This window comes from Chromobacterium sp. INPA-IVC (assembly GCF_059047085.1).
Window position 1 is genome coordinate 226,344 of sequence record NZ_JBTNLS010000007.1, and the last position, 21,346, is coordinate 247,689.

The following is a 21,346-nucleotide window of genomic DNA, read 5'->3' on the forward strand; positions in this document are numbered from 1 at the left end:
CGTCGCGGCGGGCGGTCGCGGCCGGCCCCCGCCGTGGCGGGGCTCAGAACGCGTCCTTGTTGCTGGCCTTGGCGCGCGCCTCGTTCGGCGACACCATATTGCGCCGGGTCAGGTCGGACAGACACTGGTCCAGCGTCTGCATGCCGTGCTGCTGGCCGGTTTGTATCATCGAATTGATCTGGGCGATCTTGTTCTCGCGGATCAGATTGCGGATGGCCGGCGTGCCTATCATGATCTCGTGCGCGGCCACCCGGCCCGAGCCGTCCTTGGTTTTCAGCAGCGTCTGGGCGATCACCGCCCGCACCGATTCCGACAGCATCGAGCGCACCATTTCCTTTTCGCCGGCCGGAAACACGTCGACGATCCGGTCTATGGTCTTGGCCGCGCTGCTGGTGTGCAGCGTGCCGAACACCAGGTGGCCGGTTTCGGCGGCGGTCAGCGCCAGCCGTATCGTTTCCAGGTCGCGCAATTCGCCGACCAGGATCACGTCCGGGTCTTCGCGCAGCGCGCTTTTCAGCGCATTGGCGAAGCTGTGGGTCTGCAGGCCCAGCTCGCGCTGGTTGATCAGGCTCTTCTTGCTTTCGTGGACGAACTCGATCGGGTCCTCCACGGTAAGAATGTGCGAGAAGGCGTTTTCGTTGACATAGTCGATCATCGCCGCCAGCGTGGTCGACTTGCCGGAGCCGGTGGGGCCGGTGACCAGCACTAGGCCGCGCGGGTAGTTGGCGATGTCCTGGAAGATGCGCGGCGCCGACAGCTGCTCCAGCGTCAGCACCTTGCTCGGAATCACCCGGAACACCGAGGCCATGCCGCGGTTCTGGATGAAGGCGTTGACGCGGAAGCGGGCGATGCCGGGCAGCTCGAACGAGAAGTCGCACTCGTAGGTGTCTTCGAAAGTCTTGCGCTGGTAGTCGTTCATGATGTCATACACCATGTCGTGCACGTCATGGTGGTCCAGCGGCGGCAGATTGATCCGGCGGATGTCGCCGTTGACCCGAATCATCGGCGGCAGGCCGGCCGACAGGTGCAGGTCGGAAGCCTTGTTCTTGACGGTAAAAGCCAGGAGCTCGGAAATTTCCATATAATTCTCCACTATGCATAGTCGCCCGCCGGTTTTCCGTTGGCATGGCCGGATCCGCAATCCATTGTATGCGCTTGCCGGGCGGCCGGATATCCCCGCCGCGTCCGCGCCGGGCGCTTCACGGAAATGAAAACGACATGACCGATTCCCTTTCTTCCCGACTGCAGCAGGTGCGGCTGCGGCTGGACGCGGCTTGCGCCGCCGCCGGCCGCGAGCCGGGCGCCGCGACGCTGCTGGCGGTCAGCAAGACCTTTCCCGCCGATGACTTGCGCGCCGCCTATGATTGCGGCCAGCGCGCCTTCGGCGAGAACTATGTGCAGGAGTTGCAACAGAAGTGCGAGGCGCTGGCCGGCCTGGATATAGAATGGCACTTCATCGGGCCCCTGCAGTCGAACAAGACCCGCGTCGTCGCCGAGCGCGCGCACTGGGCGCACTCGATCGACCGGCTGAAGATCGCCGAGCGGCTGTCGGCGCAGCGCCCGGACGGTTTGCCGCCGCTGAACGTCTGCGTGCAGGTCAACGTGTCCGGCGAGGACAGCAAGAGCGGCTGCGCGCCCGAGGAGGCCGCGGCGCTGGCGCGCGCGGCGGCGGCGCTGCCCAGGCTGCGCCTGCGCGGCCTGATGTGCATTCCGGAACCGACGCAGGACGCCGTCCGGCTGGCGGCGCAGTTCGCCAGGCTGCGCGGCCTGCAGCAGCAGCTGAACGCCGAGGGGCTGGCGCTCGACACATTGTCGATGGGCATGTCGGCCGATCTGGAGGCGGCGGTGGCCGAAGGCGCCACGCTGGTGCGGGTGGGCTCGGCCATCTTCGGCCAGCGCGACTACCAACATTGAACATCCCGGTTTCCGGCGCGCGCCGGAGCCGACGCATACACAAGGGGACGTTATGCGGATCACATTCATCGGCGGCGGCAATATGGCCGGCGCCATCATCGGCGGGCTGGCCCGCCAGGGCGGCCACCGCATCCACGTGGTGGAGCATCAGCAGGACAAGCTGGACCAATTGGCGGCCGACTACGGCTGCAGCGGCGGCCAGGCGCTGCCCGAGCGCTTTTCCGCCGACGACGTGGTGGTGCTGGCGGTCAAGCCGCAGCAGCTGCGCGAGCTGTGTCTGGCGCTGGCGCCTGTGCTTAACGGCGCGCTGACGGTGTCGATCGCCGCCGGCATCCGTCTGGACGCGCTGGCGCGTTGGCTGGGCAGTCGCCGCATCGTGCGGGTGATGCCCAACACCCCGGCCATGGTCGGCAAGGGCGTGTCCGGCCTGTACGCCGACGCCGCGGCGTCCGCCGCCGACCGCGAGGCGGCCGAGACTGTGATGCGCGCCGCCGGCCTGACCGTGTGGCTGGCCGACGAGGCCGGCATCGACGACATCACCTGCGTGTCCGGCAGCGGCCCGGCCTATGTGTTCTATTTCATTGAAAGCATGATAGAGGCCGGCGTGAAAGCCGGCTTCAGCGAAGCCCAGGCGCGCGAGCTGGCGCTGGCGACGTTCGACGGCGCGGTGGAGCTGGCGCGGCAGAGCCCGCTGCCGGTGGCCGAGCTGCGCCGGAACGTGATGTCCAAGGGCGGCACCACCGAGCGCGCGATCGCGCGCTTCGAAGCCGAAGGCGTCAAGGCGGCCATCGTCGCCGGCGCGATGGATTGCCGCGACCGCTCGATCGAGATGGGCCGCGAACTCAGCCAGGAGTGATGCCGCATCATGTTCGTTTCTACCTTGCAATCCCTGATCCAGATTCTGACCGACCTGTTCGCGCTGGTGCTGGTGCTGCGCTTCTACCTGCAGGTTGCCCACGCGCCGTTCAAGCACCCCTTGTGCCAGTTCGTGGTGGCGGCCACCAACTTCCTGGTGCTGCCGACGCGCAAGCTGGTGCCGTCGGTGCGCAGCTACGACACCGCCACCTTGCTGCTGGCCTGGCTGGTGTGCCTGCTGGCGCGGGTGCTGATGGTGCTGCTGTGGTGGCGGCCGGAGATCTTCGCGCTGCCGCAGGCCTGGATGGTGCTGTCGCTGTGGTCGGTGCTGGCGGTGTTCCAGCTGTCGCTGAAGCTGCTGTTGGGCGCGGTGATCGTCCAGGCGGTGCTCAGCTGGGTCAATCCCTACAATCCGCTGGCGCCGGTGCTGGACAGCCTAACCCGGCCGTTCCTGCGCCCGTTCCGCCGCGCGGTGGTGGGCGGGGTCGATTTGGCGCCGATGGCGTTGTCGGTGATCGTCTGGGTGATCCTGGCGGCGCCGGTCGCCTGGCTTGAAGCAGTGTTCTTGACCCAACTCAATGTCATGGGATGATAAAACAGGTTATTTGTCATACTTTTGACAATGGCCGCCCGTCCGGGCGGCCACGTGAAACGCGATAGGGAGAACCTCGATGAAAAAAACCTTGCTCGCCGCCCTGCTGCTGGGCGCAGCCGCCGCGCCGGCGATGGCGAACATGCAGCTGGCGCAGAAATACAGCTGCACCGCCTGTCACACGGTGGACAAGAAGCTGGTCGGCCCCGCGTACAAGGATGTGGCAAAGAAATATGCCGGCGACAAGGGCGCCGAGGCCAAGCTGATCGCCAAGGTGAAGAACGGCGGCTCCGGCGTTTGGGGGCCGATCCCGATGACCCCGCACCCGAATATTCCCGACGCCGACCTGAAGGCGCTGGTGAAGTGGGTGCTGAGCCAGAAATAAACACCGGCATCCGGCTGTAATGAGGCAAGTCCGCAACGGATTCGCCCGGATTCAAAGGCGGCTTTTGCCGCCTTTGAACTTGTCAGCGGACATCGGGTCGAAACCGGCATTCCCATTATATTTCTGCCAATTCGGGCGGACTTGTTATCGGTACTGAAACGGGCTATATAAAATGTTAGTGCAATCGGTGATTATTGGGATTCGCGCTGAATACAGTTGCGCAAACATTAGCCCGCCGGTAATCTTCTCCGCCTGTTGCCAACTCTATGCTGGAAGCACCAAACATGGCCAAGCTGACCGAACAGGATATCCTCAACTGGGAAGGCGATGATTACATGAACGCCGACCACCTTGAGTTTTTCAAGGACCGGTTGTTGCAAATGCAGCAGGAGTTGCTGGTAAACGCCAACGCTACCGCCAACCACCTGCAAGAACAGGAAGCCACGCCCGATCCGGCTGACCGCGCAACTCTGGAAGAAGAGTACGCGCTGGAGCTGCGCACTCGCGACCGCGAGCGCAAGCTGCTGCAAAAGATCCAGGCGTCCATCCGCCAGATCGATGACGGCTCCTATGGCTTCTGCGAAGACACCGGCGAACCCATCGGCCTGAAGCGCCTGATGGCCCGTCCGACCGCCACGCTGTCGGTCGAGGCGCAGGAGCGCCGCGAACGGATGAAGCGCCAGTACGCCGACTAAGCGTCGCCTCTTCCCGACATCAAGCGCCACCGCCGCCAGGCCGTGGCGCTTTTTGTCTGGCGGTTGTCACCCGCGGACAAATCCGGTTATCTTGCTGCTATGCAGAAAACGACATAGCCACAAGGGACTACCGCATGCAACGCCAGACCGACGACGTCAGAATCCGTGAAATCAAGGAACTGCTTCCCCCGATCGCCCACCTGTACGAACTGCCGATCAGCGAATCGGCGTCCGAGCTGATCTACAACACCCGTCGCGAGATCTCGGCCCTGCTGCGCGGCGAGGACGACCGGCTGCTGGTGGTGATCGGCCCCTGTTCCATCCACGACGTCGACGCCGCGGTCGAGTACGCCCAGAAGCTGGCGCCGCTGCGCGCCGCGCTGGCGGACGAGCTGGTGGTGGTGATGCGGGTGTACTTCGAGAAGCCGCGCACCACCGTCGGCTGGAAGGGCCTGATCAACGACCCGCACCTGAACGAGTCCTACGACATCAACGCAGGCCTGCGCATCGCGCGCCGCCTGCTGCTGACGCTGAACAGCCTGGGCATGCCGGCCGCCACCGAATTCCTGGACATGATCACGCCGCAGTACTTCGCCGACCTGATCAGCTGGGGCGCGATCGGCGCCCGCACCACCGAAAGCCAGGTGCACCGCGAGCTGGCCTCTGGCCTGTCCTGCCCGGTGGGCTTCAAGAACGGCACCGACGGCAACCTGAAGATCGCCGTCGACGCGATCCGCTCGTCCAGCGTGCCGCACCATTTCCTGTCGGTGACCAAGACCGGCCATTCCGCCATCGTCTCCACTGGCGGCAACCCGGACTGCCACGTGATCCTGCGCGGCGGCAAGGAGCCCAACTACTCGGCCGAGCACGTGCGCGCCGCCGCCGCTGAGCTGGCCGCCGTCGGCCTGCCGCAAAAGCTGATGGTGGACTTCAGCCACGCCAACAGCCGCAAGGACTACCGCCGCCAGATGGAAGTCAGTACCGATGTCGCCGGCCAGATCGCCGGCGGCGAGCGCGGCATCTTCGGCGTAATGGTGGAGAGCCATCTGGTGGAGGGCCGCCAGGACCAGAAGCCGGGCTGCGAGCTGAAGTACGGCCAGAGCATCACCGACGGCTGCCTGGGCTGGGACGATACCGAGAAGCTGCTGCGTCAGCTGGCAGACGCGGTCAAGGCGCGCCGCGCCGCCGCGTAAGCGCCAGCCGGTTTCGGCCGCCCGATGCCCCGCCTTGGCGGGGCATCGTCGTTTCCGCTTCGACTCAGGGCGCCGAAACCAGGCGGTCGGCCATCGCCTTCAGCGCCCGCATCTGCAGCCCGCTCTTCCAGGCGTAGGCCGGGCCGGTGTAACCGAACCAGTCCCAGCAGCCCTGGGGATTGACCGCCGAGGTGGTGGTCTGCGGATACAGCACCAGGATGCGGTTGCTGTCGGCCCAGTTGTTGTAGCCGGCATGGGCGTAGAAGGCGTCGCCCACCTTGCCGGCGTACTGCTGGCAGCCGTGGAGCGCGATGTGAACGCGGCAGGCCTCGCCCTCGGCGCAGGCGCGCGGCACGTAGACGAAGCCTTCGTCCGCCAGGCTGCTGCCGGCGGCGGCGTAGGGCTTCTGGTTGAAGCGGACGATGCGGCCGGTCAGCGCCTGGGATCGGGCTTGTAGTCCGTCGTAGATGTGCTTCAGGATCAGGCCGGCCTGGTCGTAACCCTGGCCCTGCCAAGTGCAGTGGTTGATGTAGGGAGACGCGGTGGCGCTGCAGTCGTTGCCGTAGGCCGGGGTGATCTGGGCGTGGCCGGCCGGCAGCTGTTTCTGATAGGCGATTTGCGCCGCCGGCATGCCGGCCAGGCGAAAGAACTCGGCCGCCTCGTCCACCACCTGGGTTTTCACCGTGTTGTCCTGGCTGCCGCTGAACAGATAGACGCGGCGTTGGGCCAGCTGGTCCAGCGGGTCGATCTGGCGCTGGGCGGCGAACTGCCGGGCGTATTTCAGCAGTTGCGCGGCGGCGGGAGGCTGGCCGGCGTTCATGCAGGGGCCGGCGCCGGCCAAGGCGCCCTTGGCGCAATAGTACGGTCCGCCGGCCACCACGCCGGCGCCGACCACCGATGCGGAATAGGCGACCTGGTACTGCGCCGCCATGAAGGCGCCGGACGACAGGCCGGAAACCGACGATTGCCTGGCATCGCCATGGAAGGCGGGCAGCGGATCGGCGGCCCAGGCCGCCAGCGGCAGCGCGGCGGCCAGGCACAGCAAGGATTTGAGTTTCATCAACGCTCCTCGGAAGCATGCCGGCGCGGCCGGCGGGATGGGAAGGCGGAAAACAGCGAGCGGGTGTTCATGATGAAAATGGCAAATCATCGCGCAAATGGCAATGACAATTGTCGACTTTTCGTCGGCGAGGCGAAGCGGACTGCCCGGCAAGGCGCCGCGCGGCCTGCTTTCCAGGCCGGGGCCGCGCGGGCCCCGGCGGACGCGGCTTAGCGCGCGGAGGCGGCGGTGGCGCCGCCGATCAGCTTGGCGACGGACTGCGCCAGCGCGGCGTTGGGCAGCGCGAAGAACAGGCCGCCGCGGCCGTTCTGGGCGCTGGCGCAGTTGCCGGACAACGCGCCCTCCTGGTTCATGTCGCCGAAGATCGCGTAGGCGGTGCCGCCGCCGGTGCTGACGCCGATCTTGGCGTGGTTGAAGTTCTTGCCCAGGCCGCCCTTCAGCGAGAAGGTCTGGCCGCCCCAGCTGCCGGAGGTGGCGATGGCCACCGGGCCCGGCGTCGGCAGGCCGCTGTCCCAGCAGGCCGGCGCGCCGGACTGGGTGGTGGAGGGGATGGCGTAGCTCTTGCTGGCCTCCCACCAGGTGGCGGCGCGCAGCGGGATGCCGCCCAGTTCGGCCGACACCAGCTGCCAAGGCGGCACCTGCAAGGCCGACGGCTTGGAAATCAGCGTGACGCCGCTGGACAGTTTGCTGACCTGAGGCGTCGCGCTGGCGGATTGCTGCCCCAGCTGGCCGACTGCGGCCTGGATGTCGGCCGGCCCGCCGTTCCTGACGATCTGCGGGTTGCCCGGATCGGTGACCGCGCTGGCGTTGGCCAGGCCTTGCAGCAGCGCCAGCACGTCGTCGTGGCTCAGCTTTAGCGAGAAGAAGTGCTGGCTGACTTCCACGTCGTTGTCGGCCACGCAGCCCAGGGTGTTGCCGTCGCTGGTGCGGGGGTAATGCGCGTTGCCGGAAGCCGGCCACGACGGCGTGCTCACCTGCATCACCACGCCGTTGCCCTGGTCGTCCCAGGCCAGCACGCCCTTGGAGTGGCCCCAGGGCGCGTTGCAGGCGTTGCCGGAGCAGGAGGGGATGGCCGGGTCATCGTAGAACTGGTCGTTCCACACCACGTAGTTCAGCGCGCCGTTGTAGATCTGGCTGAAGGTGGCGCCCACCGGATCCGCCGGCGTATCGCCGACGCAGCCGCCGCCCTGGCTTAGGCTGGGCTGGCTGCTGCTGGCGTAGACATACTGCTGGCTGAAGCTCTTGCCGCTGGCGTAGCTCTGCGGGCTGCCGCCGAACTGGCAGCTGTTCACCTGGGCCGAATTGCCGCAGCCGGGAAAGGAGGCCGCGTTGAATTTGAAGGCGAACCACCAGTTGACGGGGTGGCTGGCGTCCAGCAGCGGCGACGGGGCGGCGTGGCTTTGCAGCGCGGCCGCGGCGAGCGCCAGGCTCAGGCAGGCGCGGCGCCAAGAAGGCAGGGTGGGCATGGCATTTCTCCTTTGATCGATATTGTTAAGTACGAGCCGCGAGTGCGGCCGCGCCATGCTGATTGAATATTATGTAGGGAGTTTTAAGCCGGTTGTCACTGCAACACTCATTAACCAAGTGCTGATTTATCCACAACTTTCCGCGATGCCAAAAGTTATCCACATCCCGGCAAGCGACAAGAAAAACGGGTAAAATGGACAAATGCGCGAACTCGACACCCTGATCGTCTCCAGACCCGGCGTCACCCCATCGCGGGGTGAGGGGGAGGAGTGCGCGCGCATCCCGGGAGCCTAGCTCCGTCCCCCTCAAGCCCCGCCGCACGCGGCCGGGCTTGTCTTGTTGGCATCAAACGCCCAGCCGTCGGCATGTCTCGACATGGAGTTTTTTGACAATGACGCAAAACATCTACGACACCCCTGAGTTTTTCCATGGCTACAGCCAGTTGAACCGTTCCGTCCATGGCCTGGCCGGCGCGCCGGAATGGCCCAGCCTGCAAACGTTGCTGCCTGAGCTGGCGGGCCGCGCGGTGGCCGATCTGGGCTGCGGCTACGGCTGGTTCTGCCGCTGGGCGCGCGAAGCCGGCGCCGGCTCGGCGCTGGGCCTGGATGTCTCGGAAAAAATGCTGGCCCAGGCCGCGGCGATGACGGCCGACGACGCCATCGAATACCGGCGTCAGGACCTGGAAAGGCTGCAATTGCCGTTAGCCGCCTTCGATCTGGTCTACAGCTCGCTGACCCTGCATTACATCGCCGACCTGGCTGGCCTGTTGGCCGCCTGCCATCAAGCGTTGAAGCCGGGCGGCCGCCTGGTGTTCTCGATCGAGCATCCGATCTTCATGGCTGCCCGGCAGCCGCAATGGCTACAGGACGCGCAAGGACAGCGGTGCTGGCCGGTCAGCGGCTACCAGGACGAGGGCCCGCGCGTCACCCACTGGCTGGCCGACGGCGTGATCAAGCAGCACCGCACCATCGGCACCTTGCTCAACCAGGTGATGGCGGCAGGCTTCACGCTGCGCCACGTCGAGGATTGGGGGCCCAGCGCCGGGCAAGTGGCGGCGATGCCGGAGCTGGCGGAGGAAAGGGAACGGCCGATGCTGCTGCTGGTGGCCGCGCAGCGTTAGAGCCTGTGCAATGTCTGCTGCGCGTCGTGAGAGGTAACACGGCGAGTACTGTTTCAGAATGCTCATGCACCGTATGTGCACTCCGCTTCTTCAGCTGTTTTCGCCTTGTTTCGCCTTTGCTCGCGAGCCTTTGAACAGGCTCTCGGATCGGTCCGCATGCAGACAAAAGCCCCCGCAAAGCGGGGGCTTGGTCATGGGGCGGCGGAAGGGTCAGATGGCCGAGGCCAGCCTCGAGCCCTGGTCGATGGCGCGCTTGGCGTCCAGCTCGGCCGCCACGTCGGCGCCGCCTATCAGGTGCACCGGCTTGCCGGCGGCTTGCAGCGGCGCCTGCAGTTCGCGCAGCGGGTCCTGGCCGGCGCAGATCACCACATTGTCCACCGGCAGCACTTGCTGCTCGCCCTTGACGGTGATGTGCAGGCCGGCGTCGTCGATCAGGTCGTAGCTGACGCCGGACAGCATCTTCACCCGCTTCATCTTCAGGCTTTCGCGGTGGATCCAGCCGGTGGTCTTGCCCAGGCCTTCGCCCACCTTGCTGGTCTTGCGCTGCAACAGGTAGACCTCGCGCGGGCTCGGGTGAGGCTGCGGTCCTTGCGGCGCCAGGCCGCCGGCGGTGTCGCCGCTCATGTCCACGCCCCACTCGCGCATGAAGGCTTCGGCGTCCAGCGAGGTGGAGCGGCCCTCGTGGCACAGGTATTCGGCGGTGTCGAAGCCGATGCCGCCGGCGCCGATGATGGCCACTTTCTTGCCCACCGGCTTCTTGTGTTTCAGCACGTCCAGGTAGTTGAGCACCTTGGGGTGGTCGACGCCGGGGATGGCCGGCAAGCGCGGCGCGATGCCGGTGGCCAGCACTACTTCGTCGAAGCCGGAAAGATCATCAGCGGCGACGCGGGCGCCCAGCTTGAGCTCGACGCCGGTGGTTTCGATGCGGCGCTTGAAGTAGCGCAGCGTTTCGTAGAACTCTTCCTTGCCCGGAATCTGCTTGGCGACGTTGAACTGGCCGCCGATCTCGGCCGCGGCGTCGAACAGCGTCACCGCGTGGCCGCGCTCGGCGGCGACGGTGGCGAAGGCCAGGCCGGCCGGGCCGGCGCCGACCACGGCCAGCTTTTTCGGCGCGGCGGTTTTTTCGTAGTTCAGCTCGGTTTCGCGGCAGGCGCGCGGATTGACCAGACAGGAGGTCAGCTTGCCCTGGAAGATGTGGTCCAGACAGGCCTGGTTGCAGCCGATGCAGGTGTTGATCTCGTCGCCGCGGCCCTCGGCCGCCTTGTTGACGAAGTCCGGATCGGCGAGGAAGGGGCGAGCCATCGACACCATGTCGGCGCAGCCGCCGGCCAGGATCTCTTCGGCTACTTCCGGCGTGTTGATGCGGTTGGTGGTGATCAGCGGGATCTTCACCGCGCCCATCAGCTTCTTGGTCACCCAGGCGAAGCCGCCGCGCGGCACCATGGTGGCGATGGTGGGCACCCGCGCCTCGTGCCAGCCGATGCCGGTGTTGATGATGGTGGCGCCGGCCTTTTCGATCTCGCGGGCCAGATGCACCACCTCGTCCCAACTGCTGCCGTCCTGCACCAGGTCCAGCATCGACAGCCGGTAGATGATGATGAAGTCGCTGCCCACCGCCGCGCGCACCGCCTTGACGGTTTCGATGGCGAAGCGGATGCGGTTTTCGAAGCTGCCGCCCCAGTCGTCCGTCCGCTTGTTGGTGGCGCGGGCGATGAACTGGTTGATCAGATAGCCTTCCGAACCCATCACCTCAACCCCGTCGTAGCCGGCTTGCTGGGCCAGCTTGGCGCAGTTGGCGAAGTCGGCGATGGTTTGCCAGACGTCGGCGTCGGACAGCTCGCGCGGGGTGTAGAAGTTGATCGGCGCCAGCAGCGGCGAGGCCGACACGCACTTTTCCTGGAAGCTGTAGCGGCCGGAGTGCAGGATCTGCAGCGCGATCTTGCCGCCTTCGCGGTGCACCGCGTCGGTGACCAGGCGGTGGTTTTCCACCTCGTGCGCGTCGGACAGCTGGGCCGCGCCCTCGGCCACGCAGCCTTCGGCATTGGGGCCGACGCCGCCGGTGACGATCAGCGCTACCCCGCCCCGCGCGCGCTCGGCGTAGAAGGCGGCCATTTTTTCGAAGCCGTTCGGGGATTCTTCCAGGCCGGTATGCATCGAACCCATCAGCACGCGGTTTTTCAGCGTGGTGAAACCCAGGTCCAGCGGGGCCAGCAGGTGCGGGTAAGCGCTCATGTTTCTTCCTCGTGTCCGTTATGTAGCGGTTCGGGCGGGGCGCGCCCAAGCCTTTGATTCGTCTGGCGATGTCAACCCTGTGGCCAAGATACTTACTGGTAAGTAAGTTGTCAATGGAATCGCCGGCTGCCGGCCGCGGCTGCCGCTATAATCGGCTGGATGGCCATTCGAATATGACAAAGGAGAACAATATGTGCGAAACATCGCGCCATGAGCGCGCCGATTGCCTGGCCTCGCTGGAGGAGCGCCCGCTCGGCCGCCGCGGTTTTCTGAAATTGGCCAGCCTCGGCGGCGGCGCCGTGCTGCTGGGCAGCTTCCTGTCCCGGACCAGCTGGGCGGCGGGCGGCACCGACGCCCTGCTGCTGTCTTGCATGGATTACCGGCTGGTCCACGCTGTCGGCGAATTCATGGACGGCCTGGACCTGCGCGGCAAGTACGACCACATCGTGCTGGCCGGCGCCTCGATGGTATCGATCACCGACAAGTTTCCCGACTGGAACGCCACTTTCTGGCAGCACCTGAGCGTGGCGATAGACCTGCACCACATCAAGCGGGTGGTGCTGCTGGACCACCGCGACTGCGGCGCCTACAAGGTGGCGTTCGGCGAGGATTTCGCGCAGGACCCGGGCAAGGAAACCCGCATCCACGCCAAGGCGCTGCTGAAGCTGCGCGACGAAATCCTGGACAAGCATCCGGCGCTGGCGGTGGAAACCTATCTGATGGCGCTGGACGGCAAGGTGGAGGTCATCGCGGCCTGATGCTCCAGCTCCCGCCCGCGCCGGCCGGTCTTGGAGCCGCTAACAAACCTCGCAGAGAACCTGAGCCAAGGCGCGCCGACGCAGGATCAGGGGTTTGCTTAGCGGCTCTTATTCGCCGTGCTGGTCGGCGGCGCGGCGGTAGGCCAGGCGCGCTTCGATCATGTCGACGAAGCGCGCCAGATTGGGGTAGCGGCCGCGGCCATCGCCCTTCACCGCGATCTGGGCGACGAAGGACAGCTGCACATCGGCGCCGGTGAGGCCGTCGCCGACGAAGTAGTCGCGGCCCGCCAGTTCGCCGTCCAGATAACCGAGGTGGTTTTGCAGCTCGCCGTGGATGCGGGGATGCAGCGGCGCGCCGGCCTCGCCCAGCCGGCCGACGTAGAGCTGCAGCAGGATGGGCAGCATCGCCGAGCCTTCGGCGTAATGCAGCAGTTGGACGTAGCGGTTGTAGTCGGGCGAGGCGATGTCCGGCGCGAAGCGGCCCTGGCCATACGTGCGGATCAGGTAGTCGATGATGGCGCCGGACTCGATCAGCACCGCGTCGCCGTCGCGCAGCACCGGCGCCTTGCCCAGCGGGTGGACGGCTTTCAGCTCCGGCGGCGCCAGCCGGGTCTGAGGGTCGCGCTGGTAGCGGATCACCCGGTAATCCAGCCCCAGCTCTTCCAGCAGCCAGGTGACGCGCCGCGAGCGCGATTCATTCAGGTGGTGCACTTCTATCATGGCGAAACTCCAGTCGAAATGGGGAACAGGCGGCGCTCAGGCGGGGACGATCCTGGCCAGCCAGGCCAGGATATCGCCTTCCACCTCGGCGCGGTTGCTTTCGTTCAGCATCTCGTGCCGTCCGCCGGGGTAGACCTTGCTTTGCAGGTCCAGCACGCCGGCGTCGCGGTAGCGGATTTCCAGTTGCCCCAGCGCCAGCCGGCCCAGGCTGACCGGGTCGCGGCTGCCGGCGAACAGCAGCACCGGGCAGCGGCGGTTGATGCCCTGCCCCGCCGCCTCGCCTTGCTCCATGGCCACGATGCCGGCGAACAGATCGGCCCACAGGCCCGGCGCCGGATCGAAGCCGCAGTCCGGATCGGCGAGGTAGGCGTCCACTTCGGCCGGGTCGCGGCTCAGCCATTCCATCTTGGTCCGCCACGGCGGAAAGCCCAGATTGAAGCTGCCGAACACCAGCGCGGCCATCAGCCGGCTGGGCCGGTCCCAGCCCTTGCGCCGTCCCAGGAAGCGGGCGACGGCGCCCAACAGCCGCGCCAGCGGCCGCTGGCGGTAGCCGGTGGACGACAGCATCAGGCCGGCCAGCTGGCCGCCGTAGCGCAGGAAGTGGGAGCGGGCGATGAAGCTGCCCATGCTGTGGCCGAACAGGATGACCGGCAGGCCGGGATGGCGCTCCGCCGCGTGGCGGCGCGCGGTCTCCACGTCGTCTACCACCTTGCGCCAGCCGTCGTCGGCGGCGAAGAAGCCGCGCGGCGCGGCCGAGGCGCCGTGGCCGCGGTGATCGTGCGCGTACACCGCGTAGCCGGCGGTCGTCAGCGCCCCGGCGAAGCGCTGGTAGCGCGCCGCGTATTCGCTCATGCCGTGAGAGATCAGCACTGCGGCGCGCGGCGGGCCGTCCGGCAGCCATTCGCACAACGGAATGGCTTCGCCGTCGGCGGCGGTCAGAATGGTACGGTGCATGCGCTTGCCCTTGCGTTGGTGGAGCGGGTTTTCCAGGCCGCGGCGGGCGGCCGTCGCGTCAGCCAAGCAGCGGCCGGCTGTCGAAATGCGGATTGGTCAGCGAAGTCAGTACGTGGTCGCGCCAGGCGCCGTCGAGAAACAGGTAATCCTTGGCCTGCCCTTCGACGGCGAAGCCCAGCCTTTGCAGCAGCGCGGCGCTGCGGACGTTGTGCGGCTGGTAATTGGCCTGAATGCGGTGCAATAGCAACTCGTTGAAGGCGAAGGCGATGGCCGCCTGCAGCGCCTCGCGCATCAGGCCCTGCCCTTCGCGCGCGCGGTCGATGCCGTAGCCCAGGTGGCAGGCCTGGAACACGCCGCGGACGATGTTGCTGAAGCTGACGGTGCCGATGATCCGTTCCGGCTCGGCCGGCGTCGTCAGCAGGAAGCGAGCGCTGGCGCCCTCGTCCCAGTTGCGGGCGGCCTGGCGCAGCTGCATCGTCCAATGGGATTCGGTATAGAACAGCGGTCCGGCGGTCGGGTTCCACGGCTCGAGGTGGGCGCGGTTGCGCAGCTGGTAGTCGAGCACGGCGGCCGCCTTGTCCGGATGAGCCGGCAGCAGCCGCAGGCGGGGCGTGTCGAGTATCGGTTGGGCGACGGTCATGGCATGGCGTTTTTATGACAAGGCAGTAGATAGTAGTCGCAACGCCGGGCAATGCTCAAGCCATGCCGCCGGCGAGAGGCCGGCGGCGGGAGGCTCTGGCGGCGGAATCGCTGGCATAAGCTTGCCAGGCTGCCGCCTGGTTTCAGCCGGTCAGCCGTTCCAGCGCCTCGCGGTACTTGGCGGCGGTCTTCTCGCGCACGTCCAGCGGCACGCTTGGGGCCGGCGCCTGCTTGTTCCAGCCGGAGGCCTCCAGCCAGTCGCGGACGAACTGCTTGTCGAACGACGGCGGGTTGCTGCCCGGCTGGTAGCTGTCGGCCGGCCAGAAGCGGCTGGAGTCCGGCGTCAGCGCCTCGTCCATCAGCGTCAGCGTGCCGTCGGCGTCCAGGCCGAACTCGAACTTGGTGTCGCAGATGATGATGCCGCGCGTCGCCGCGTAGGCGGCGGCGGTCTGGTACAGCAGGATGGCGGTGTCGCGCACCTTGGCCGCCAGCTCCTTGCCGACGATGGCCTCGCATTGGGCGAAGCTGATGTTCTCGTCGTGATCGCCCACCGCCGCCTTGGTGGACGGGGTGAAGATCGGCTCGGGCAGCTGGTCCGCCTCGCGCAGGCCGGCCGGCAGCGCGATGCCGCAGACCGAGCCGGATTGCTGATATTCCTTCCAGCCTGAGCCGGCCAGGTAGCCGCGCACCACAGCCTCGATCGGCACCGCCTTCAGCCGCTTGGCGACCACCGCTCGGCCCTCCACCTGCGGCAGGTCTTCCGCCGCCACCACGTCTTCCGGCTGGTCGCCGGTCAGGTGATTGGGCACCACGTCCTTGAGCTTGTCGAACCAGAAGTTGGAGATCGCGGTCAGGATCTGGCCCTTGGCCGGGATCGGGTCGTCCAGGATCACGTCGAAGGCGGACAGCCGGTCGGTGGCGATCATCAGCATGCGCTGGTCGTCGATCTCATAGAGGTCGCGCACCTTGCCGGAGTAGATCTTGCGCAGGCTTTTCAGGTGGGTGGTGTTCAGTCCGGTCATCATGCTTCCTTCGCGGGCAGGGGTTTCTGTTGGATTCGTTTCAGCGCTTCGCGCCGCGACAGCGGCGACAGCGCGATGGCGGACGCGACGAAGCCGCGCACGGCCTCGGCGTCGGTGTAAGCGTATTCGCGCAAGGCCCAGCCTATCGCCTTGCGGATGAAGAATTCAGGGTCGGCGGCGTTGGCCGCGCAGTAGCGGAACAGCCGCTCGACGTCGGTGTCGCGCTTCCAGTACAGCTGGTGCAGGATGGCGATGCGGCGCAGCCAGAAATCGCCGTCGCCGGACAGCCTGTCCATGTCGGTTTGGAGATCGCGCCGGGCGCGGACCAGCTCGCCTATGATCCAGGCCGCCAGGCCGTCGACGGTGTCCCACCACGATTTGTCGGCGACCAGCGCTAGCAAGCGAGGCAGGGCGGCCGCCGGCAATTCGGCGGCATGGCGGGCCAGCAGGTCCACCGCCACGTACTGGAATTCGCGCTCCGGCTGCCGCCACAGCGCGTCGGCCAGTTCCAGCCAGCCGTCGGGGCCGGCCGCGTCCTGCGAGCGGATCCACGCTCCGGCGGCTTTGCGCCTGGCCGGCGCGGCGACGCCGAGGAAGTCGAACCGGTCGCGCATATAGGCGCGCATCGCCGGCGCGCGCGCCGGATCGGCGGCGGCGGCCAGCGCGTCACGCAGATCGTCTATCGCGCCCATCAGCAGGCCTCCTGGTCGAAGAACACCATATCCCGGTAAGGCTGGGCGCGGCAGGCGGCGAGGCGGCTTTGCAGCGAGCCGACGTGCAGCTCCAGCCGGTGGCCGTCCGGGTCCAGAAAATAAAACGAGTCGCCCTCGCTATGGTTGTCTTTCCACATGCCGACGCCGGCCGCGCTGAGCCGTTCGGCCCAGGCCGGGAAATCGGCGGGCGCGACGTCGAACGCGTAATGGGTGTAGCCGCTGCCGGGTTCGGGCGCGTCCAGCGACAGGCACAGCCACAGGCCGCCCAGGCTCAGGTAGGCGCCGCCGGCCCAGCGCGCGTGCGGACGGGCGCCGAGCAGGCCGTGGTAGAAGTCCCAGGACCGGTCGAGGTCGGCGACCGCCAGGGTCAGATGGTTGAGTCCGTTCAGCTTCATCGGGATGAAAAATGGCGAAGCCGCCGGCCTCGCCATTTCTTTCGCTACAGGGTGTCCTTCAACGCCCTGGCCTGGTCCAGCGCCTCGTCGGCGCTGGCGGCCATCACGTTGAAGTGGCCCATCTTGCGGCCCGGCCGCGCCTGCTTCTTGCCGTACAGGTGCAGCTGGGCGTTGGGGGCCTCGGCCAGCACGTCCCAGTTGGGCTCGTGGCCGTTGTCCTTCCACACGTCGCCCAGCAGGTTCACCATCACCACCGGGCTGAGCAGGTCGGTGCGGCCCGGCAGCAGGCCGCACATCGCGCGCACCTGCTGCTGGAACTGGTCGGTCAGGCAGGCGGTGAGCGTGTAGTGGCCGGAGTTGTGCGGCCGCGGGGCGATCTCGTTGACCACCAGGCTGTCATCGGCCAGCACGAAGAATTCCACCGCCAGCACGCCGACGTAGTCCAGCGCCTCGGCCAGTTTCCGGGCCATCTCCTGCGCCTGCTTGGCCAGCGCCGGGGCGATGCGGGCCGGCACGATGGATTCGTCGAGGATGCCGTTCTTGTGGATGTTTTCCGCTACCGGGAACACCGCGCTTTGCGCCGAGCTGACGCGGGTGACGATGGCCGACACTTCCAGCTGCAGGTCCAGCATCTTTTCCAGCACGCAGGCCTGGCCGCCCAGATTGGCGTAGGCGGCGCGCGCCTCGGCCGCGGTCTGCACCCGCACCTGGCCCTTGCCGTCGTAGCCCAGGCGGGCGGTTTTCAGGATGCCGGGCAGGTAGGGCGCCAGGTCCACCTGGATGTCCTCGACGCTTTCGATGGCCAGGTAGGGCGCGGTCGGCAAGCCGGCCTTGTTGATCCATGCCTTCTCGGCGATGCGGTCCTGGGCGACGGCGACGCAGTCGCCGGACGGGGATACGCGGGTGCGGCGCGCCAGCTCGCGCATCGCGTCGGCGTTGACGTTCTCGAATTCGGTGGTGACGGCGGCGCAGCTGTCGGCCAGTTCGCGCAGCGCGGCCGGGTCATTGTACGGCGCGCGGATGTGGCGGTCGGCGAAGGCCGCCGCCGGCGCGTTCTCGTCCGGGTCCAGCACGGCGACGCGGTAGCCCATGGTCTTGGCGGCGACGGCGAACATGCGGCCCAGCTGGCCGCCGCCGAGTATGCCCAGCATCGCCGGCGGCAGGATGGCGGCCATTATTCGACCTCCGGCAGCGTCATCGCCAGCACGGTTTCTTCCTGTTGCTTGCGGAAGGCCACCAGTTTCTCGGCCAGTTCCGGACGGGTGGTGGCCAGCATCGCCACCGCGAACAGCGCGGCGTTGGCGGCGCCGGCCTCGCCGATGGCGAAGGTGGCCACCGGGATGCCCTTGGGCATCTGCACGATGGACAGCAGCGAATCCTCGCCGCGCAGGTATTTGGACGGCACCGGCACGCCCAGCACCGGCACGTGGGTCTTGGCCGCCAGCATGCCCGGCAGGTGGGCGGCGCCGCCGGCGCCGGCGATGATGGCCGCGAGGCCGCGCGGCGCGGCTTCTTCGGCGTACTGGAACAGCAGGTCCGGGGTGCGGTGGGCGGAGACGACGCGGGTTTCGCAGGCGATGCCGAAGCTTTTCAGCACGCGGGCGGCGTGCTGCATCACTTCCCAGTCGCTGTTGCTACCCATCACGATGCCGACTTCAATCATGGCGGTGCTGCTCGCGGATGGTGAACGAAGAACGCGATTTTAACCGATGCCGCAGGCTACCCGTTATGGTTTTTTATTTTCAGATCAAGACAGTTAGCGAATAAAGCTGTCCTGAATCGGCGGCTTCAAGCCAGTTTCGGATAGGTGAACAGCAACAGGTGCAGCGTGTTGAAAGCCAGGTGGGCCAGCACCGCCAGCCATAGCTGGCGGCGCGCGGCGTAGATCAGGCCGTAGCCGATGCCGGCCAGCGTGGCCAGGCCCATCCAGGACCAGCCGCCGGCCAGGTGGGCCAGGCCGAACAGCAGCGACGCCGCCATCAGCGCGGCGAAGGGTTCGGTGCGCAGCTCCAGCCAGCGCTGGACGCCGGCGCGGAAGAAGGCTTCCTCCACCAGCGACACCAGGAAGCAGTTGGCCAGCAGCCATGGCAGCAGCCAGGCCGGCCATTTGGGCGCGAAGCCGATCACGCCGACGGCGCAGGCGATGCCGAGCACGAACAGCAGCGCCAGCGCGCCGACCGCCGCAGCCGGCCAGCCCAGTTGCCGCTCCGGCAGCGGCGCGCGGCATAGGTTCAGCAGCAGCAGCAGGCCGGCGAAGCCCTTGTCGTAGCTCCAGAACAGCCGGTACGGCGCGCTGTCCGGGCTGGCCCGGCCTTGCCACAGCAGCGGATTGTCGAAACCGGGCAGCGCGTGCACCGCCAGAGCCAGCAGCGCGGCGATCCACACCAGATACAGCTCCGGCCGAGGATAGCGGCGCAGCGCCAGCGTCAGCCCGGCGACGGCGGCCGCGCTCACCACGCCCAGCGGCTGCAGCACGCCGGCGGCCAGCGCCAGCATCGCGCTGGTGATCAGGGCGATCCAGCCGGGCGCCTCCTGGCGCAGGCTGGCGGCGAGCAGGCCCAGCGCCAGCAGGCCGTAGGCGGCCAGCGTCAGGGAGGGAAGCGTGAACATGGCGGCTCCGTCGCGGGATGGGCAAGCGTCCGATGATAAGGCTTGGACGCGGCGAGGCCAAACGCTTCCTCAGGGCTTGGGCGGATGCGGCCGCAGCAGCCGGCGGCGCTGGGCGTCGGCCAGGTAGGCGGCGATCGGCGCCACTTCTTCCGCCGGGATGGGCGCCTTGAACGCCTGCCGCATCTTGTCGACGACGGCGCGCCAGCGCGCTTCGTCGAAGTCCGGCTGCAGCGCGATGTAATCGACGGAATGGCAGATCAGGCAGCGCTGCAGCGCCGGCAGATAGCCGGGGCGGCCGCTGTCCGGCAGCATCGCCGTCTCGTTGGGCAGCGCGATGCTGGCCGCGCCGGCGGGGGCGGTCAGCAGGGCCAGGACCAGCAGCGCGGCCCTCATCGCTTCCCCTCCGCGACCATGATTTCCAGCCGCTCGACCACGTTGCGGGCGTAGCCGCCGGGGTTCCACGGCTGCGCCAGTGGCTGGACCTGGCCGTCGTTGGCGGCGGCGCGCGCCATCAGCGTCAGCGGCCCCGGCTTCACGCCGTCCAACGTCAGCGTCCATGGCCGGAAGGCGAAGCGCCCGGCGTCCGGCCCCAGCTCGGCCTGCCGCCAGCTGACGCCGCCATCGGCGGAGACGTCCACCCGGCGGATGCCGCTGCCGCCGTCGAAGGCGATGCCGCGCAGCGCCAGCCTCCCGTCCGGCACAGCGTCGCCGCGGGCGAGGTTGGTGATGAAGCTGCGCACCTTCATCCGGGTCAGCCGCGTCGTCTTGTCCGGCTTGGTCCCGGGCGGCACGCCGTTGTCCGGCGTGTCGGGCACGGTGTAGGCCTGGCTGGCGAACCAGCCGTCGAACACGTGGTCCAGCACTTCGATATGCGACAGGTGTTTGATCCAGTAGGCGGCGTAGAAGCCGGGAATCACCAGTCGGATCGGGTAGCCGTTCAGCACCGGCAGCGGCCGGCCGTTCATCTCCCAGGCGATCATCGCTTCCGGCCGCCGCGCGTCGGCGAGGTCCAGCGAGCGGATGAAGGCCGGCGTTTGCTCCAGCGCCGGCTGATCGGTGCCGCGGCAGGCGATCTGGCGCGCGCCGTCCTGCACGCCGGCGGCCGCCAGCACGTCGGATAGCCGCGCGCCGGCCATCTCGACGCAGGCCATCGAGCCGTTGCCCAGCTGCGCGCCCTGCACCCGCGGCTGCGACAGGCCGCGGCCGTTGCCGGCGCATTGCATCACCACGGTCTGGCGCACCGTTTCGAAGCGTTTTTGCAGGTCGGCCAGCGTCAGCGTCAGCGGTTGCTTCACTTTGCCGTCTATGGTCAGCGTGTGGGCGGCGGGGTCGATGTCCAGCGGGTGGCCGGCCAGGTGGTAGCGGACGAACACCGCCTCGTTGGGCGTGATCAGCCCGCGGTCGAATTGGGAAAATGGCGTTTCCAGATGCACCGGCCGGGTGGTGATGCGCATCAGCGGCATCTTCTGCGGGTAAGGCACCAGCTCGCGCCAGCCGTTGTCGAAACCCTGGTCCAGCCAGGCGCCGGCGCGGGTCCGGCCGGCCAGGCCCAGCAGGCCGGCGGCGAGGCCGGCTTTCAGCAAGGCCCGGCGAGTTGCGGCATCATCCATGTTCGCGCCCTTTGGGCATGGGAATGAAGGCGATGCTAGGAGCCGCGCGGGCGGCCGTCTACCGGGGAAAGGGACAGGCGCTCAGCCGTGGCGCGCGCGCCAGCGCCGCGTCAGCGCGCCGGCGGTGGTGGCGAGGATGCCCAGCCCGGCCACCCACACGCCCAGGCCGAAGCCGGGCGGCATTTCGCCGGAGTCGGTCGCGGCGGGCTCGGCCAGCAGCATCATCAGCAGGCCGCCGACCAGCAGCAGCGCGCAGCCCAGCCAGTACAGCCGGCGCTGGTGCCAGCCCTGGAACAGCGAATACAGCAGCGAGCCCAGGTACAGGCCCAGCAGCGCGGCGGCGGGAATCCATTCGGAGGAAGGGGTGGACATCTATCGGCGTGAATTCGGATCAAAAGACGATAGACCCGGC

The 21,346-nt window shown here is 67.6% G+C and carries 24 protein-coding genes; 8 read left to right on the top strand and 16 right to left on the bottom strand.

Translation table 11 applies throughout. The features are described 5' to 3' along the window. Positions 1 to 43: 43 nt before the first annotated feature. Positions 44 to 1,081 carry a type IV pilus twitching motility protein PilT gene (locus tag ACX17K_RS14830; protein WP_347370408.1) on the bottom strand — a complete coding sequence of 346 codons (1,038 nt, stop codon included), beginning with the start codon at positions 1,079 to 1,081 and terminating at the stop codon, positions 44 to 46. Between the two features lie 137 nt (positions 1,082 to 1,218). Here ACX17K_RS14830 and ACX17K_RS14835 point away from each other — a divergent pair, with 137 nt between their 5' ends. The 6 genes from ACX17K_RS14835 to aroG all read left to right on the top strand — a co-directional run bounded on the left by ACX17K_RS14835 (position 1,219) and on the right by aroG (position 5,634). Beyond that, positions 1,219 to 1,914, top strand: coding sequence for a YggS family pyridoxal phosphate-dependent enzyme (locus ACX17K_RS14835; protein WP_493775409.1), 696 nt, complete (start codon positions 1,219 to 1,221; stop codon positions 1,912 to 1,914). A 52-nt stretch (positions 1,915 to 1,966) separates the two neighbouring features. Next, positions 1,967 to 2,770, top strand: a complete 804-nt coding sequence (proC, locus tag ACX17K_RS14840) for a pyrroline-5-carboxylate reductase (protein ID WP_493775410.1) — start codon at positions 1,967 to 1,969, stop codon at positions 2,768 to 2,770. Positions 2,771 to 2,779: 9 nt separating this feature from the next. Further along, entirely contained in the window at positions 2,780 to 3,361 is a 582-nt protein-coding gene (locus ACX17K_RS14845) for a YggT family protein (RefSeq protein ID WP_166438753.1), read from the top strand. Between the two features lie 79 nt (positions 3,362 to 3,440). Then, positions 3,441 to 3,746 carry a c-type cytochrome gene (locus ACX17K_RS14850; protein ID WP_046156063.1) on the top strand — a complete coding sequence of 102 codons (306 nt, stop codon included), beginning with the start codon at positions 3,441 to 3,443 and terminating at the stop codon, positions 3,744 to 3,746. Between the two features lie 284 nt (positions 3,747 to 4,030). Continuing rightward, entirely contained in the window at positions 4,031 to 4,441 is a 411-nt protein-coding gene (dksA, locus tag ACX17K_RS14855) for an RNA polymerase-binding protein DksA (protein ID WP_021478430.1), read from the top strand. A gap of 134 nt (positions 4,442 to 4,575) precedes the next feature. Further along, positions 4,576 to 5,634: a 3-deoxy-7-phosphoheptulonate synthase AroG gene (gene aroG / locus ACX17K_RS14860; RefSeq protein WP_231150211.1), complete on the top strand. Its 1,059-nt coding sequence runs from the start codon at positions 4,576 to 4,578 to the stop codon at positions 5,632 to 5,634. A gap of 64 nt (positions 5,635 to 5,698) precedes the next feature. On the opposite strand, the gene ACX17K_RS14865 is transcribed toward aroG, so the two are convergent. Continuing rightward, positions 5,699 to 6,694 (bottom strand): extracellular catalytic domain type 2 short-chain-length polyhydroxyalkanoate depolymerase, encoded by a 996-nt coding sequence (locus tag ACX17K_RS14865; protein ID WP_493775411.1) that lies wholly within the window; start codon positions 6,692 to 6,694, stop codon positions 5,699 to 5,701. A gap of 209 nt (positions 6,695 to 6,903) precedes the next feature. Continuing rightward, a complete protein-coding gene (locus ACX17K_RS14870; protein WP_493775412.1) occupies positions 6,904 to 8,160 on the bottom strand; it encodes a deoxyribonuclease II family protein in 1,257 nt (418 codons plus the stop codon). A 392-nt stretch (positions 8,161 to 8,552) separates the two neighbouring features. On the opposite strand from ACX17K_RS14870, the gene ACX17K_RS14875 reads away from it, so the two are divergent. Then, complete coding sequence (locus tag ACX17K_RS14875; RefSeq protein WP_493775413.1) at positions 8,553 to 9,281, top strand: class I SAM-dependent methyltransferase; 729 nt, start codon at positions 8,553 to 8,555, stop codon at positions 9,279 to 9,281. A gap of 210 nt (positions 9,282 to 9,491) precedes the next feature. Here the strand turns inward: ACX17K_RS14875 and ACX17K_RS14880 are convergent, their stop codons facing one another. After that, complete coding sequence (locus ACX17K_RS14880; protein WP_493775414.1) at positions 9,492 to 11,513, bottom strand: 2,4-dienoyl-CoA reductase FMN-binding domain-containing protein; 2,022 nt, start codon at positions 11,511 to 11,513, stop codon at positions 9,492 to 9,494. A 191-nt stretch (positions 11,514 to 11,704) separates the two neighbouring features. On the opposite strand from ACX17K_RS14880, the gene ACX17K_RS14885 reads away from it, so the two are divergent. Continuing rightward, positions 11,705 to 12,271 (top strand): carbonic anhydrase, encoded by a 567-nt coding sequence (locus tag ACX17K_RS14885; RefSeq protein ID WP_493775415.1) that lies wholly within the window; start codon positions 11,705 to 11,707, stop codon positions 12,269 to 12,271. A gap of 108 nt (positions 12,272 to 12,379) precedes the next feature. Here ACX17K_RS14885 and ACX17K_RS14890 read toward each other — a convergent pair whose 3' ends face one another. The 12 genes from ACX17K_RS14890 to ACX17K_RS14945 all read right to left on the bottom strand — a co-directional run bounded on the left by ACX17K_RS14890 (position 12,380) and on the right by ACX17K_RS14945 (position 21,306). Beyond that, positions 12,380 to 12,991, bottom strand: a complete 612-nt coding sequence (locus ACX17K_RS14890) for a glutathione S-transferase family protein (RefSeq protein WP_493775416.1) — start codon at positions 12,989 to 12,991, stop codon at positions 12,380 to 12,382. Positions 12,992 to 13,027: 36 nt separating this feature from the next. Next, positions 13,028 to 13,945 carry an alpha/beta hydrolase gene (locus tag ACX17K_RS14895; protein ID WP_493775417.1) on the bottom strand — a complete coding sequence of 306 codons (918 nt, stop codon included), beginning with the start codon at positions 13,943 to 13,945 and terminating at the stop codon, positions 13,028 to 13,030. Between the two features lie 58 nt (positions 13,946 to 14,003). Next, the gene (locus ACX17K_RS14900) at positions 14,004 to 14,585 is read right to left on the bottom strand and encodes a GNAT family N-acetyltransferase (protein ID WP_493775418.1); all 582 of its coding nucleotides are present in this window, start codon (positions 14,583 to 14,585) and stop codon (positions 14,004 to 14,006) included. 142 nt (positions 14,586 to 14,727) lie between these two features. Continuing rightward, a complete protein-coding gene (locus ACX17K_RS14905; protein WP_493775419.1) occupies positions 14,728 to 15,606 on the bottom strand; it encodes a phosphoribosylaminoimidazolesuccinocarboxamide synthase in 879 nt (292 codons plus the stop codon). Continuing rightward, complete coding sequence (locus ACX17K_RS14910; RefSeq protein WP_493775420.1) at positions 15,606 to 16,298, bottom strand: DNA alkylation repair protein; 693 nt, start codon at positions 16,296 to 16,298, stop codon at positions 15,606 to 15,608. The genes ACX17K_RS14905 and ACX17K_RS14910 overlap by 1 nt, the downstream gene beginning before the upstream one ends. Continuing rightward, positions 16,298 to 16,714, bottom strand: a complete 417-nt coding sequence (fos, locus tag ACX17K_RS14915) for a fosfomycin resistance glutathione transferase (RefSeq protein ID WP_493775421.1) — start codon at positions 16,712 to 16,714, stop codon at positions 16,298 to 16,300. Before fos ends, ACX17K_RS14910 begins: the two co-directional genes overlap by 1 nt. A gap of 44 nt (positions 16,715 to 16,758) precedes the next feature. Next, positions 16,759 to 17,889 (bottom strand): 5-(carboxyamino)imidazole ribonucleotide synthase, encoded by a 1,131-nt coding sequence (locus ACX17K_RS14920; RefSeq protein WP_166438760.1) that lies wholly within the window; start codon positions 17,887 to 17,889, stop codon positions 16,759 to 16,761. Beyond that, on the bottom strand, positions 17,889 to 18,377 hold the full coding sequence (gene purE, locus ACX17K_RS14925; protein WP_493775422.1) for a 5-(carboxyamino)imidazole ribonucleotide mutase: 489 nt from the start codon (positions 18,375 to 18,377) through the stop codon (positions 17,889 to 17,891). Before purE ends, ACX17K_RS14920 begins: the two co-directional genes overlap by 1 nt. Before the next feature lie 125 nt (positions 18,378 to 18,502). Further along, the gene (locus ACX17K_RS14930) at positions 18,503 to 19,324 is read right to left on the bottom strand and encodes a CPBP family intramembrane glutamic endopeptidase (protein ID WP_493775423.1); all 822 of its coding nucleotides are present in this window, start codon (positions 19,322 to 19,324) and stop codon (positions 18,503 to 18,505) included. Between the two features lie 69 nt (positions 19,325 to 19,393). Then, positions 19,394 to 19,717: a cytochrome c gene (locus ACX17K_RS14935; protein ID WP_493775424.1), complete on the bottom strand. Its 324-nt coding sequence runs from the start codon at positions 19,715 to 19,717 to the stop codon at positions 19,394 to 19,396. Further along, on the bottom strand, positions 19,714 to 20,934 hold the full coding sequence (locus ACX17K_RS14940) for a molybdopterin-dependent oxidoreductase (RefSeq protein ID WP_493775425.1): 1,221 nt from the start codon (positions 20,932 to 20,934) through the stop codon (positions 19,714 to 19,716). Before ACX17K_RS14940 ends, ACX17K_RS14935 begins: the two co-directional genes overlap by 4 nt. A gap of 81 nt (positions 20,935 to 21,015) precedes the next feature. Then, positions 21,016 to 21,306 carry a hypothetical protein gene (locus tag ACX17K_RS14945; RefSeq protein ID WP_493775426.1) on the bottom strand — a complete coding sequence of 97 codons (291 nt, stop codon included), beginning with the start codon at positions 21,304 to 21,306 and terminating at the stop codon, positions 21,016 to 21,018. Positions 21,307 to 21,346 lie beyond the last annotated feature (40 nt).

Excerpts from the sequence above, each read along its gene's own strand:
- ACX17K_RS14830 (WP_347370408.1), bottom strand. The coding sequence starts at position 1,081 with ATGGAAATTTCCGAGCTCCTGGCTTTTACCGTCAAGAACAAGGCTTCC.
- ACX17K_RS14835 (WP_493775409.1), top strand. The coding sequence starts at position 1,219 with ATGACCGATTCCCTTTCTTCCCGACTGCAGCAGGTGCGGCTGCGGCTG.
- proC (WP_493775410.1), top strand. The coding sequence starts at position 1,967 with ATGCGGATCACATTCATCGGCGGCGGCAATATGGCCGGCGCCATCATC.
- ACX17K_RS14845 (WP_166438753.1), top strand. The coding sequence starts at position 2,780 with ATGTTCGTTTCTACCTTGCAATCCCTGATCCAGATTCTGACCGACCTG.
- ACX17K_RS14850 (WP_046156063.1), top strand. The coding sequence starts at position 3,441 with ATGAAAAAAACCTTGCTCGCCGCCCTGCTGCTGGGCGCAGCCGCCGCG.
- dksA (WP_021478430.1), top strand. The coding sequence starts at position 4,031 with ATGGCCAAGCTGACCGAACAGGATATCCTCAACTGGGAAGGCGATGAT.
- aroG (WP_231150211.1), top strand. The coding sequence starts at position 4,576 with ATGCAACGCCAGACCGACGACGTCAGAATCCGTGAAATCAAGGAACTG.
- ACX17K_RS14865 (WP_493775411.1), bottom strand. The coding sequence starts at position 6,694 with ATGAAACTCAAATCCTTGCTGTGCCTGGCCGCCGCGCTGCCGCTGGCG.
- ACX17K_RS14870 (WP_493775412.1), bottom strand. The coding sequence starts at position 8,160 with ATGCCCACCCTGCCTTCTTGGCGCCGCGCCTGCCTGAGCCTGGCGCTC.
- ACX17K_RS14875 (WP_493775413.1), top strand. The coding sequence starts at position 8,553 with ATGACGCAAAACATCTACGACACCCCTGAGTTTTTCCATGGCTACAGC.
- ACX17K_RS14880 (WP_493775414.1), bottom strand. The coding sequence starts at position 11,513 with ATGAGCGCTTACCCGCACCTGCTGGCCCCGCTGGACCTGGGTTTCACC.
- ACX17K_RS14885 (WP_493775415.1), top strand. The coding sequence starts at position 11,705 with ATGTGCGAAACATCGCGCCATGAGCGCGCCGATTGCCTGGCCTCGCTG.
- ACX17K_RS14890 (WP_493775416.1), bottom strand. The coding sequence starts at position 12,991 with ATGATAGAAGTGCACCACCTGAATGAATCGCGCTCGCGGCGCGTCACC.
- ACX17K_RS14895 (WP_493775417.1), bottom strand. The coding sequence starts at position 13,945 with ATGCACCGTACCATTCTGACCGCCGCCGACGGCGAAGCCATTCCGTTG.
- ACX17K_RS14900 (WP_493775418.1), bottom strand. The coding sequence starts at position 14,585 with ATGACCGTCGCCCAACCGATACTCGACACGCCCCGCCTGCGGCTGCTG.
- ACX17K_RS14905 (WP_493775419.1), bottom strand. The coding sequence starts at position 15,606 with ATGACCGGACTGAACACCACCCACCTGAAAAGCCTGCGCAAGATCTAC.
- ACX17K_RS14910 (WP_493775420.1), bottom strand. The coding sequence starts at position 16,298 with ATGGGCGCGATAGACGATCTGCGTGACGCGCTGGCCGCCGCCGCCGAT.
- fos (WP_493775421.1), bottom strand. The coding sequence starts at position 16,714 with ATGAAGCTGAACGGACTCAACCATCTGACCCTGGCGGTCGCCGACCTC.
- ACX17K_RS14920 (WP_166438760.1), bottom strand. The coding sequence starts at position 17,889 with ATGGCCGCCATCCTGCCGCCGGCGATGCTGGGCATACTCGGCGGCGGC.
- purE (WP_493775422.1), bottom strand. The coding sequence starts at position 18,377 with ATGATTGAAGTCGGCATCGTGATGGGTAGCAACAGCGACTGGGAAGTG.
- ACX17K_RS14930 (WP_493775423.1), bottom strand. The coding sequence starts at position 19,324 with ATGTTCACGCTTCCCTCCCTGACGCTGGCCGCCTACGGCCTGCTGGCG.
- ACX17K_RS14935 (WP_493775424.1), bottom strand. The coding sequence starts at position 19,717 with ATGAGGGCCGCGCTGCTGGTCCTGGCCCTGCTGACCGCCCCCGCCGGC.
- ACX17K_RS14940 (WP_493775425.1), bottom strand. The coding sequence starts at position 20,934 with ATGGATGATGCCGCAACTCGCCGGGCCTTGCTGAAAGCCGGCCTCGCC.
- ACX17K_RS14945 (WP_493775426.1), bottom strand. The coding sequence starts at position 21,306 with ATGTCCACCCCTTCCTCCGAATGGATTCCCGCCGCCGCGCTGCTGGGC.